This window comes from Halospina sp. K52047b, assembly GCF_008709855.1.
GTDB lineage: Bacteria > Pseudomonadota > Gammaproteobacteria > Pseudomonadales > Oleiphilaceae > Halospina > Halospina utahensis_B.
On sequence record NZ_VYJH01000001.1, the window covers coordinates 379,963 to 392,198 of the forward strand.

General features: G+C 62.1%; 10 protein-coding genes. 4 read left to right on the top strand and 6 right to left on the bottom strand.

Features of this window, described 5'->3' with window-relative positions; all coding sequences use genetic code 11:
• Positions 1-11: 11 nt before the first annotated feature.
• The 6 genes from F3089_RS01895 to galU form a co-directional block, all read right to left on the bottom strand.
• Complete coding sequence (locus F3089_RS01895) at positions 12-2,180, bottom strand: TonB-dependent receptor (protein WP_151439150.1); 2,169 nt, start codon at positions 2,178-2,180, stop codon at positions 12-14.
• A gap of 111 nt (positions 2,181-2,291) precedes the next feature.
• Positions 2,292-2,525 carry a hypothetical protein gene (locus F3089_RS01900; RefSeq protein ID WP_151439152.1) on the bottom strand — a complete coding sequence of 78 codons (234 nt, stop codon included), beginning with the start codon at positions 2,523-2,525 and terminating at the stop codon, positions 2,292-2,294.
• A gap of 5 nt (positions 2,526-2,530) precedes the next feature.
• The gene (locus F3089_RS01905; protein WP_151439153.1) at positions 2,531-2,860 is read right to left on the bottom strand and encodes a hypothetical protein; all 330 of its coding nucleotides are present in this window, start codon (positions 2,858-2,860) and stop codon (positions 2,531-2,533) included.
• The gene (locus F3089_RS01910; protein WP_225741644.1) at positions 2,857-5,346 is read right to left on the bottom strand and encodes an efflux RND transporter permease subunit; all 2,490 of its coding nucleotides are present in this window, start codon (positions 5,344-5,346) and stop codon (positions 2,857-2,859) included. Before F3089_RS01910 ends, F3089_RS01905 begins: the two co-directional genes overlap by 4 nt.
• A gap of 4 nt (positions 5,347-5,350) precedes the next feature.
• Entirely contained in the window at positions 5,351-6,364 is a 1,014-nt protein-coding gene (locus tag F3089_RS01915) for a hypothetical protein (protein ID WP_151439155.1), read from the bottom strand.
• A 20-nt stretch (positions 6,365-6,384) separates the two neighbouring features.
• Entirely contained in the window at positions 6,385-7,230 is an 846-nt protein-coding gene (gene galU / locus F3089_RS01920; RefSeq protein ID WP_151439157.1) for a UTP--glucose-1-phosphate uridylyltransferase GalU, read from the bottom strand.
• Positions 7,231-7,373: 143 nt separating this feature from the next.
• Here galU and zwf point away from each other — a divergent pair, with 143 nt between their 5' ends.
• Genes zwf through F3089_RS01940 form a run of 4 tightly spaced genes read left to right on the top strand, consistent with a single transcriptional unit; the run spans position 7,374 to position 12,236 of the window.
• On the top strand, positions 7,374-8,813 hold the full coding sequence (gene zwf, locus F3089_RS01925; RefSeq protein WP_151439160.1) for a glucose-6-phosphate dehydrogenase: 1,440 nt from the start codon (positions 7,374-7,376) through the stop codon (positions 8,811-8,813).
• Complete coding sequence (gene edd, locus F3089_RS01930) at positions 8,797-10,605, top strand: phosphogluconate dehydratase (protein WP_151439161.1); 1,809 nt, start codon at positions 8,797-8,799, stop codon at positions 10,603-10,605. The genes zwf and edd overlap by 17 nt, the downstream gene beginning before the upstream one ends.
• A gap of 9 nt (positions 10,606-10,614) precedes the next feature.
• Positions 10,615-11,106 carry a GNAT family N-acetyltransferase gene (locus tag F3089_RS01935; RefSeq protein ID WP_151439162.1) on the top strand — a complete coding sequence of 164 codons (492 nt, stop codon included), beginning with the start codon at positions 10,615-10,617 and terminating at the stop codon, positions 11,104-11,106.
• Positions 11,107-11,129: 23 nt separating this feature from the next.
• On the top strand, positions 11,130-12,236 hold the full coding sequence (locus tag F3089_RS01940; protein WP_151439163.1) for a glutathione S-transferase family protein: 1,107 nt from the start codon (positions 11,130-11,132) through the stop codon (positions 12,234-12,236).

Consider the following 12,236-nt stretch of genomic DNA (forward strand, 5'->3'; position numbering starts at 1 on the left):
AACCGGGTCTCCTAGAAGTCGACGGTGGCTGACAGCATGAAGGTACGCGGAGCACCTACAGTCAGGTAACCCTGGCCCGGATACCCGCCTGCGGAGGCCCAGTAATCATGATCCGCCACGTTCTCGACCCGGGCCCGCACTGTCAGCAAACGGTCATCCCCCATGGGGACAAGGTAGCGGGCACCAATATCGAGCCGGGTCCAGGAGGGCACCTTCTGCTGGTTGTTGGAATCCGCATACTGTGAGCTGGTGTAGATAAGGCGGCTATCGAGCGCCAGGTCGGGCAGGGCGGGGACGTCGTACTTCAGGTTGAGGTTGGCCTGGGTGTCCGGAGAGCCGATGGCTTCGTTGCCATCCGCATCAGCATCCAGAAAACTGACGCCGCCCAGGAGGGTGAGGTTCTGGGTGGCCTTGCCATAACCGCTGAGTTCCAGGCCTGTATTGCTTTGGTCGTAAAGGACGCGGTAAATACTGTTATTGTCCAATCCGGCCGTCGGTTTTTCGCTGCGGTAGATGGAGACGTTCCCGCCCAAAGAGTTGCTCTCGTACTTGATGCCTAGCTCACTCTGGTTGGTGGTGTAGGGTTCAAGGGCTTCGCCCGGGTTTGCGACAGCTTGATTTCCAACAAACGATGGCGCGTTTTCTGTGTCTACGCCCTCAATGTAGTTTGCGTAGGTTGAAATGGTTTGGCTCAACTTATAGAGCACACCGAGAGTGGGTGTAATGAAGCTGTCGTCGTACTCGGTGTTTTCTGCTCCGGTGTTGTAGTCATAGCTGTAGTTTTCGATCCGTTGGTGCCTGGCGCCCAAAGTGATCAGCAGACGCTCATCCATCAGTGAAAGCTGATCGGCAAGCGCAATACTTTCTAGGTGTTTTTTTATTGTGAGCCCAGGGTTTCCAAGCTCACCGCCTGAGTAATTGTAGGCAGGCTTAGGTTCGCTGGTGGGCGCGTAGATGTTGCTGCTAACGCCATCTTGGACTCCTGCATAGGCATTCTTCGATTCGAAATCATGTACTGAGCCCACCAGGGTAACTTCGTGGCCGATACTGCCGGTTTTGAAGTTTGTTCGGAGCCCCATTTCGCCAGTTTTCACGGTGTCTTCGCGGGTATTGTCGAAAAGGTTGGCTTTATAGTCACCGTTGGGGTTATCCACCTTAGGGTTGGCGAAACTGGCTTCTTCCTCGCCCTGGCGCAGACCGAAAGCCAGCCAGCCGTTTATTGCCTCGTTGAAGTCGTATTCGCCCCGAACCGTCCCGAACACATCCTCTGATTCCGAGTAGGTCCAGGGCTGGCCGATGCTCTCGGAGGCGTCCGGCGCATCCGGGATAGCCAGTCCACTTTTGATCGTGATGTTCGGCTGGCTCGCGTCCATCAGGTGATCCTGGTACCCCAGGTCTGCAGACAGCCGGAGGTCTTCGCCCTGGTAATCGAGCCCAATGTGGGTCATGGAGAGTTCGCGGGATTCGCCGTCCACGGCCGTATCCCCATCACGGCGGGCCGCATTGACCCGTACCCCGTAGCGCCCGTCCTCGGAGCGTCGCGCCACATCCGCCGCCGCGTAGGCCTGCCCGCCGCTCTGGACACCCGTTGTCACCTGGGTGAGGGGATGATTCGGGGCACGTTTGGGCACCACGTTCACGGCGCCACCGAGGCCACTGCCGCCCGGCGCTGCCCCCTTGAGGAAGGTGTTGGCACCACGGAAAACCTGCACCCGCTGGATGAACTCGGACGCCAGGTACTGCCGGGGCAGGAGGCCGTAAAGGCCGTTGTAGGTCATGTCGTCCGAGAAAACGGGCAGACCGCGCACCAGGTAGACCTGCTGGAAGTTCCCGAAACCCCGGGCGACACGTACGGCCGGATCATTAAGCAGTACGTCTCCGACACTGGCCGCCTGTTGGTCCTCGATCAGGAGTTCGGTGTAGTTGGTGAAGTTGTAGGGCGTTTCCATTACGTCCTGATTGCCGAGCAGCCCAACGCGGCCTCCCTCGGCCACCTGTCCTCCCGCAAAGGCGGGGCTCAGCCCCTCTTCCGAGGCATCGGCGCTGGCCTGGACTTCCAGTGTTGGCGCGGAAAAGGTTCTCTGGCTGGCCGCTCCCTCCTGGGCAATAACGGCGCCCGGAACGGTGCTTAGTAGGGCAATGCTGATCGAAAGCAGGCTTGGTCCCTGGCGGACATTCATGTGGTCACCCCATAACGAATTGGTAATAGGGCGGAACGTTAAACTAAATAATAAATATTCGCAACGGACAAATGTGTGCGAAAGAGTAGCAGTAGCACTATGTCGGGAGGGTCAGCGCCGCCGGGTCAGCTGGTCGATGATCCGCCTTGGCAGTGTCTCAAAGGCCGGCGTGATCGGCTCTTCGTAATTGCTGTGAATGACGCGACCCTGTTTGGGGCGTCGCTCGTGGGCGGCGTACTGTTCCAGGCGCTGGATCAGCTGTTCCTGGTGATGGAGCTCGCGCACGGCCAGACCTGACAGGGTCAGCGCGGTGGCGCCAAGCAGCAGGTTGAGAAGCATCATCATGGCGATCACCTGTATTCAACGCTGATTTCGGACTCGATGCCACGTTCCGAGAGGGCTTCATCAAGCTCCGAAGTGAGCTGGCGGAACACGATGCGGCGGACGGTCTCGGGCATGTAGTCACCCACCAGGCGAGCGCCGGCCGACTCCCTGCGGGCCACCTCAATCGGGTTGAGCACGCGTACGGTCATCAGCATCTCCGGCGGTGGCAGCTCCGGGTCCGCCACCCGTGCCAGTGCATGTTCCACGCGGCGGCGCTGCTGTCGGAGACAGTACAGCGTCCAGCCACTCAGGCCCACCATGATCAGTAGCACCAGGGTCGTCAGAAGGGTCATCATCCGTTCTCCGTTGCTGCTCCCTGATCCGGCCCGAAGGGTTTTACCATCAGCAGCAGCCTTGGCAGCAGCGTCAGTGCGCCGAGCAGGGCGATCGCCATGGCAAGGCCTGTGAAGACCCCGAAGTAGATGGTCGGGATGAAGTTCGACAGGGCCAGGATCGAGAAGCCGACAATGATGGTCAGCGAGGTGTAGAGCATGGCGCGGCCGATGGTCTGGTGACTGCGGTGCATGGCGGCCTGGTAGTCGCCATCACGATGGATCTCCTCGCGGAAGCGGTAGATGTAGTGAATGGTGTCGTCCACGGCAATGCCCACCGTTATTGCGGCGACCGTAATGGTCATCATGTCCAGCGGAATGCCCATCAGCCCCATGATGCCCAGGACCGTGCCCGCGGCCAGAAGGTTGGGCACAATCGCCACCACCGCCACGCGCAGTGATCGGAACAGGACCAGGAACATGGCCATGATGGCCAGGAACACGGCGCCCAGTGTCTTGATCTGGGAGCTGAACAGGCTCTGCAGCATATTATTGTAAAGGACCGCCATGCCGGTGAGATTGACCTGTTCGTCCTCGAGGCCGATCTCGCCGGTCAGGTGTGAACGGATGCGCTCGAACAGGGCATCCCGGTTCAGCTCCGGCGAGGATTCGATCAGGCGGATGCTGAAGCGGGCCTCGCCGGTTTCCTCGTTGACGTAGGGATCCAGCAGCAGTCCCTGCAGGTCCTCGGGGAAGGCGCGGCCCATCAGCCCCAGCTGCAGCGGGTTCAGCTTGCCCTGATTGACGCGCTCCGCCAGCCGGATGGTGGTGGCCAGGGAGATCACCTTGCCCGTCTGGGGCTGCTCGTCCAGGAAATCATGAATGGTCTTGACCAGCTCAGCGCCATCGGTGCTGAAGAAACTGTCAATCTGCTCCCGCGGCTCACACTCAGGGTCCACGAAGGGATCGCAGTCCTCGGTGGGCGCGCCGTCATTCTGCTCAAGACTGATGATCACATCCAGTGGCGTGGTGCCGCCGAGTTTCTGGTCGATCACGACCATTCCCTGGTGGATCTCGGTATCCGACTTGAAGTAGTCGATGAAACGGTTCTCCACCGACAGCCAGGACACACCCACGGCACAGACCACTGCCAATGCGGCACTGAAGGCCAGAATTGTGCCTCGGTAGTTATCGGTAACCCGGGCCAGGTACTCCGTGACCGGTGTGCGGTGCAGCGCACCTCCGGGCTGGGCAGCGCGCGGCAGCAGCATGAGCACCGCCGGCAGGACCAGAAAGACCACGGCATAGCCGATCAGGATGCCCACGGTCATCATAAGCCCGAAGTCGATCACCGGCCGGATTGAACTGAAAATCAGGGAACCGAACGCAACGACGGTGGTGATCACCATGTAGAAGCAGGGCCGGCCCATGGCGCTGACGGTTTCGGCTACCAGCTGGTAGCGGTTGGCGTCAGGCTGCACCTGCTGGTACTCACGATGGCGCACGATCAGGTGGATCGTCAGCGACATGGTGATGATCAGCAGCAGCGACACAAAATTCGAAGAGATAACGGTCACCGGCCAGTGCGTCCAGCCCAGGTAGCCCAGGGTGAGCCATACGGTAAGAGCGCAGCACAGCAGCGGCAGCAGCACCCAGCGCGGCTGGCGGAAGATGATGCCCAGCATCAGGATGATGAAAGCCAGGACGCCGAGACCGAAGGTCACCAGATCGCTCTCAACGAAAGCCATCATGTCGGCCACGATCATGGGCACGCCGCCCAGGTGGATGCGGGCCTGATCCCCGTAATTGGCAAGGACGTCGCGCACGTCCCGGATGATCCGGTCCTGCTGGGCGTTCAGGGCTTCCTTGCGCTGGCGGTAGTCGGCCAGCACCTGTGAAAGCTCGCTTTCCTCGGCTTCAGAGAGCCCCTGGTCGCTTTCCTTCTGCTGGAGGGCGTCGCGCCGGTCGCGCAGCTCGTAATAGCGTTCGTCCGTGGGCAGCAGCAGCTGGATGGCGGTGGTGGTACCGTCCTCGCTGACCAGCATGTTCTGGTAGAGCGGGTTCTCCATCAATGCCTTGCGGGCGGTATCCAGCGGCACATCATCCCCGTCCAGGGTCTTCATGTGCTTGCTCACGGTCATGAGCGTCATGTCCGGGCTGTGCAGCAGCGGCACGTTGAGGATGCTGTTGCTCTCATCAATGCCCTCAACGGCCATAAGATCGTCGCGCAGTTGCTCCAGCCGGTTGAGCGCGTCGTCGCTGAACAGCTCGCCTTCCGGCTGGTAGCTGACTACCAGGAAGTCATCCGTGGTCTCAAACCGCTGATAGGTCTGCTGGTAATACTCGAAGGACTCATCGCCCTCCATGACCAAGGTGTCCGGTGACGCATCGAGCCGGAACTGGTCCAGGCGCAATCCGGCTATCACGGCGGCGATGAGCACCAGGAGCAGGGTAAGCACTGGATGGGACAGAACGGTTCGATCGTAAAGATGGAAAAGTCGGTTACCCAAGGTACTACCTCTTTGATGGGTTGAACGTGAGGGCCTTAAAGCGTTGCTGCTCATCCAGGGCCAGATGGATATCGGACGCGGGTGGCGATTCAAGCAGCCGTCGGGTGATACGCTCGTAATGCGCCATGAAGGTAGCGAAGGCATCGCCTTCGTCCAGGTGGGCGCGGTAGCTGTCGCTGCGATTGCGGATCAGCTTTGCCTCCTGGAGCAGCCGCCAGCGCTGCACGGCGTCCCAGGATGGGGCCTGCAGGAAGAGTGAGCGGTCGAAGCGCTGGAACAGATCCTGATAGCGACCGGCCAGCTGTTCATTCACATAATGCCGCCAGAGCCCGCTCGGATCCTGTTCAGCCTCCAGGCTGTTGACCGGTGTGTCGAGCTCACGCTCGTCGACGGCCTGGGCGCCCAGGCACCAGCCCTCCAGCAGGATAATGCCGGGGCGCCCCTGGAAGCTGTGCCACTGGGACTCGGGCAGCCGGTCATCCGCGCTTTTGTCGAAGAGTGGCAGGGGCGTGCGGGTATCATGGCTGGCACCGTGCAGCCTCTCCACACATTCCAGCAGCCCCTCGATGTCGTGGGTGCCGGGAACCCCACGGGTCGCCAGCAGTGGGTGCACGGTGTCCGCAAGTTCGCGGCGGGAATGCCGGCTCAGGTAGAAGTCGTCCAGGCTGAGCACGCAGGAGGAGACGGCAAAGCAGTGGTGTAGAACCAGCCTCAGTGCCCGTGCCAGGGTGGTCTTGCCGCTGCCCTGGCTGCCACCAATGGCCATGACCAGTGGGCGGCCAAGCCGGCGCCGGTCGGTGAGCAGCCACGCGGCCATGGGGATGACCAGGCGCGGGAAAACACTCATCCACCCCTGGGGGAGCTGTTCAGCGGCGAGGAACCGCTGCAGCGCCAGCACCGCATGCTGGCGAGCCTCGGTGATGCTCCGGGTCGGGAGAGGGGTATCGTCGGGCCAGCTGGCCTCCGGAAAGATGACCGTCCCTGGTCTGTGTTCTCTGCCTGCCGTGTGTTCCGCCATGCGCCAGCCTGTGTTTCCGCTCAGAGGTTGCGTTCGCCGCGGCGATAGACGTTTTCGTACACGTGGTTGGTCGCCTCGACAAAACCGTCAATGCTGCCACAGTCAAAACGCCGGCCCCGGAATTGGTAGGCAAGAACACAGCCGTTCTTTGCCTGTTCCAGCAGGGCGTCTGTGATCTGGATTTCGCCGCCCTTGCCAGGCTTGGTCCGCTCCAGGATGTCGAAAATATCCGGCGTCAGGATGTAGCGCCCGATGATGGCCAGGTTTGAGGGGGCCTGATCTTTTGGTGGCTTTTCCACCATGTCGGTGATCCGGTACAGACCGTCCTTCATGGTTTCGCCCTCGATGACCCCGTACTTGTGGGTTTCGTCCTCGGGCACTTCCTCGATGGCCACGATGCTGCACCGGAACTGGTTGTAGAGCTTGACCATCTGGGCCATGACACCGTCGTCATTGTCTCCGGCAACACAGAAGTCATCCGCCAGGATGACCCCGAATGGATTGTCACCGATCAGGTTGCGGCCGGTGAGGATGGCGTGGCCCAGGCCCTTCATCTCGTTCTGCCGAGTAAAGGCGAAGCGGTGGTTCTCGATCAGGTTGCGGATGCCCTTGAGGTTATCTTCCTTGCCGGTACCCGCGATCTGATGTTCCAGCTCATAGCTGATGTCGAAATGGTCTTCGATGGCACGCTTGCCACGGCCTGTGACGAAGCCGATATCCTGAATGCCCGCCTCCGAGGCCTCTTCCACCGCGTACTGCACCAGCGGTTTGTTGACGATGGGCAGGATCTCCTTGGGCATGGCCTTGGTGGCCGGGAGAAAGCGGGTGCCGTAACCGGCGACCGGGAAAAGGCATTTGCTGATCATGGCTTGCGTTCCCTGTTGTGTGTTCGCTGATGCACGGATGATTCCAGAAGCCACCAGTGTAAACAATCCGTTGCACAAAAAAGAGGGTGCTCATTGCGGTTCTTTGATTTGCGCTGCCCGCAGGGATTGCTCATGCTGTAATCATGAACCCAAACGATGCCACGCCCTTCACCCTGGTCCTTTTCGGCGCCGCAGGCGACCTGGCCCGGCGGCGGCTGGTGCCGTCCCTGTATGCGCTCTGGTGTGACGGGGCCCTGCCGGAGCACTGGCAGCTTGTGGGCGTGAGCCGCAGTGCCCGTACCCGCGATGAATGGCGCGCGGAACTCGTCGATGCGCTGGAAGGCCATGTCGCCGATGAGTTCCTGGCCCATGTGGACTATGTGTCCGCGGATGCCACGGATCCGGGCGTGCTGGGGCGTCTGCGTGGGAGTCTGGACGGGCAGCACTGCATCTTCTACCTCGCCACCCGCGCTGACCTGTACGCTGGTATCACCCAGGCGCTGGATGAGGCGGGCCTGGTCTCCGGGCGGTCCAGGATTGTGCTGGAGAAGCCCATAGGGCTGGATTACGCCTCGGCGGAAGCAATCGAGAGCAGTGTGCGGGAATGCTTCAGCGAGCGCCAGATCTTCCGCATCGACCATTACCTGGGCAAGGAAACCGTCCAGAACCTGCTGGTTCTGCGTTTTGCCAATTCCATCTTCGAGAGTCAGTGGAATCACCGTTACATCGATCACATCCAGATCACCATTGCCGAATCCGGCAGCGTGGCCGGCCGCGGTGCCTTCTATGATGAGGTTGGGGCCCTGCGGGACATGGTGCAGAACCATCTGCTGCAGCTGCTGTGCATGACGGCCATGGAACCCCCGAACACCCTTGATGCGGATGCGGTGCGCGATGAGAAAGTGAAGGTGCTGCGAGCCCTCAGGCCCATGGAAGCCGCCTCCATCGCCGAAGAGGTGGTGCGAGGGCAGTATGTCTCCGGAGCTGGCGGTGAGGCCGGCTACACGGAGGATGCCGATGTCCGTGAGAGCGCCACGGAGACCTTTGTGGCCATGCGTGTTGCCATTGATAACTGGCGCTGGGCCGGGGTGCCGTTCTACCTGCGCACAGGCAAGCGCCTGCCGGAACGCACCTGCGAGATTGTGGTCCACTTCCGGCCCGTGCCGCATTCGATTTTTCCGCAGCAGCGCGCGAGCATGGCCAACCGCCTGGTCTTCCGCCTGCAGCCGGACGAGGGCATCCAGCTTTCATTCAGCGAGAAACGCCCCGGGGCGGCCATGGACATCCGCATGTCCGAGCTCAGCCTCAACCCGCAGACCCTGAGACGGGAGCGGGCACCGGACGCCTACGAGCGGCTGCTCAGTGACGTGATCCAGGATAACCAGACGCTGTTCGTTCGCCATGATGAACTCATGGCGGCCTGGGAATGGGTGGACCCGATCCTTCAGAACTGGCGTGATTCAGGCGCCCGTCCGGAGCCTTACAGGGCGGGAACCTGGGGGCCCTCAGCAGCGACCATGCTGCTGGCCCGTGACGGACGACTCTGGGATGAAAGGGAGACAGACGATGCACCCGACGGTTGAGGCAGTTACACGGCGCATACGCGAACGCAGCGCCACCGACCGGGACCGCTACCTGGCGCTGATGGCCGGTGCCCGCCGGGACGGGCCGCAGCGCGAGACCATGAGCTGTACCAACCTGGCGCATGTGATGGCGTCCAAGCCCGATTCCGACAAGTTGATCCTGCGCCAGACGCAACGCAGTGCCAACGTCGGCATCATCTCCGCCTACAACGAGATGCTCTCCGCGCATCAGCCCTATGGAGACTTTCCGGACCAGATCCGGCGTGCGGTGGCGCGGGCCGGGCATGTGGCCCAGTTCGCCGCTGGCGTGCCCGCCATGTGCGACGGTATTACCCAGGGGCAGCCGGGGATGGAGCTGTCGCTGTTCTCCCGGGACCTGATCGCCCAGGCCACCGCCATCGGGCTCAGCCATAACGTGTTCGACGGCGTGCTCTGCCTCGGCATCTGCGACAAGATCGTGCCCGGGCTGCTGACCGGCGCCCTGCGGTTTGGCCACCTGCCCACGCTCTTTGTACCGGCGGGGCCGATGCCCTCGGGCATGTCCAACGCTGAGAAATCCCGCATCCGGGAACAGCACGCGCGCGGTGAAATCAGCCGCGATGAACTGCTGGAAGCGGAGTCGCGCTCCTATCATTCGCCGGGCACCTGCACTTTTTACGGTACCGCCAACTCCAACCAGGTGCTGATGGAGGTCATGGGCCTGCAGTTGCCAGGGTCCTCTTTTATAAACCCGGGTACGGACCTGCGCGAGGCCTTCACCCAGGCCGCGAGCCGTCGGATCACCGAGGTCACCGACCTGGGGAACGACTACCGTCCCCTGTCGCAGGTGGTCTCGGAGAAGACGCTGGTCAACGCCATGGTGGCGCTGCTGGCCACCGGCGGTTCCACCAACCACAGCATCCACCTGGTGGCCATCGGGCGCGCGGCCGGCATCCGTATCGACTGGGAGGACTTCCACGAGCTCTCGCGGGTGGTGCCTCTGCTGTGCCGCCTTTATCCCAACGGTGAGTCGGACATCAACGACTTTGACCGTGCCGGTGGTGTGCCCTTCCTGATGCGGGAGCTGCTGGGCGCAGGGCTGATGCACGAGGATGTGAGCGTGATGTTTGGCGACTCCATCCACGACTACACCCGCCCGCTCGGCCTCGATGGGGCCGGGCGCCTGGTCCAGGGCGCGCCCCGCGAGGCCACCGGCGATCCCCAATGTCTGCGTTCGGCGGATGACCCCTTCCTGGCGGACAGTGGCTTTCACCGGCTGGAGGGCAACATGGGCCGGGCCATCATCAAGACATCCTCGGTGCCGGACAATCGTTGGTGCATCGAGGCGCCCGCCCGCGTCTTCGCGGATCAGCAGGCACTGATGGATGCCTACGAGGCCGGGGAGCTCACCCATGACGTCGTGGCCGTGCTTCCGGGGCAGGGGCCCGCCGCCAACGGCATGCCGGAGCTGCACAAGCTGATGCCGGTGCTCGCCAATCTGCAGAATGATGGCCTGAGGGTGGCACTGCTCACGGACGGACGTCTGTCCGGCGCCTCGGGTAAAGTGCCCAGCGCGATCCACGTGTATCCGGAAGCTGCCCGTGGCGGTGCCATCGGTCGCATCCGTGATGGCGACCGTGTCCGTATTGATGCCGCTGCCGGTAAGCTACACTGGGAGGCAGGGCGCGACCATGGCCAGCCGGTGCACTGGGGCCGGGGTAATGAAGGGCTTGGCCGTGAACTCTTTGCCGGCTTCCGGGACCAGGTTACCCACGCCGAGGCCGGCGCCACCATCTTCCGCTGGGACGATTGAGGAGCCTCCATGCCTGAGATCCGCCACTTCCTGCCGGACGACTGGCCCGGAATCTGGCCCATGCTGGAGCCGGTCTTCCGTGCCGGAGAGACTTACGCCGTCCCCACCGACATCAACGAGGACGACGCCTTCACCTTCTGGGTGGAAAAACCGGATTGCACCTACGTCGTGCTGGATGACGATGAGACCTATCTGGGCACCTATTTCCTCAAGACCAACGCGCCCGGGCCGGGCAGCCATGTCTGCAACTGTGGCTACCTGGTGGCTGAAAATGCTCGTGGGCGCGGTCTGGCGGACCTGATGTGCCAGCATTCCATGGAAGAGGCGAAGCGGATGGGCTACCGGGCGATGCAGTATAATCTGGTGGTGTCCACCAACCTGGGGGCCATCAAGGTCTGGGAGCGCAACGGCTTCGAGGTCACAGGCACCCTGCCGGGCGCATTCGAACATCCCGAGTATGGGTTTGTGGATGCACACGTCATGTACCGCTGGCTGAGCTGAACAGCCCGAGAAAGGGAGTTCCGATGACCACAACCTACGCCTTTACCCACTATGGAACCGGGTTTTCCCTCTACAGTGGCAAGACCCGGTCTTACCTGCGATACAAGGGGATCCCGTTCGAAGAGCGTCTTGCCACTCTCTCCGTGTACCGCCGGGTGCTGATCCCGAAGACAGGCGTGTCGATGATCCCGGTTCTGGAAACCCCCGAACACGACTTCATCCAGGACACCGTTGAGATCATCGACACCCTGGAGGCGCGGTTTCCCGAACGCGGCATCTACCCGAGCACACCGAAGCAGCGGCTGGTGTCGCTGCTGGTGGAACTGTACGCGGACGAATGGCTGTTGATCCCGGCCATGCACTTCCGCTGGAGTTTCCCAGAGGAGAACCGGCGGTTCATACACGGGGAATTCGGCAAGATCGTCTCGCCCTGGCTGCCCGAGCCGCTGCGGCGGCTGGCCGGCAGCCGACTGGCGAAACGCTTCTCGGGTATGCTGCCCATGCTGGGCATTACGGAAAAGACCAGCTCCGCCATCGAAAACTGGTACTACTCGGTTCTGGACCAGCTTGACGCCCACTTCGCCCAGCACCCCTACCTGTTGGGCGAACGTGCCAGCATCGGGGACTTTGGCCTGATGGCCCCACTCTACGCGCACCTTTACCGGGATCCGGCGCCCGGGCGCATCATGAAGCGCCGTGCCCCGCACCTGGTTGAATGGATCGAGCGCATGAACACCCGCAAACCCCGCGTGGGCGACTGGCTGACGGATGACCAGATACCCGAGACCCTGTATCCGCTGCTGAAGCATCAGTTCGGGAGCCAGTTTCCGGTGCTGCGCGAGACCGTGGACGCCGTGGCGAAGTGGATTGATGAGCACCCCGGGAAGAAAGTGCCCCGCAAGCTCGGCGTACACCAGTACCACCTCAGTGGGGTGGATGAGACACGGGCCCTGATGAGCTTCCCCCAATGGAAGCTGCAGCGGCCCCTGGATTTCTATCAGGGGCTGGCGGAGGACCAGCGCGGGCCCGTGGATGAATTGCTGGATGAAGTTGGCGGCCGGGAGGCCATGAACATGAGGATCCCGCGCCGGGTGCGGCGCGAGAACAACCGTCTGGTGCCGGACGACTGA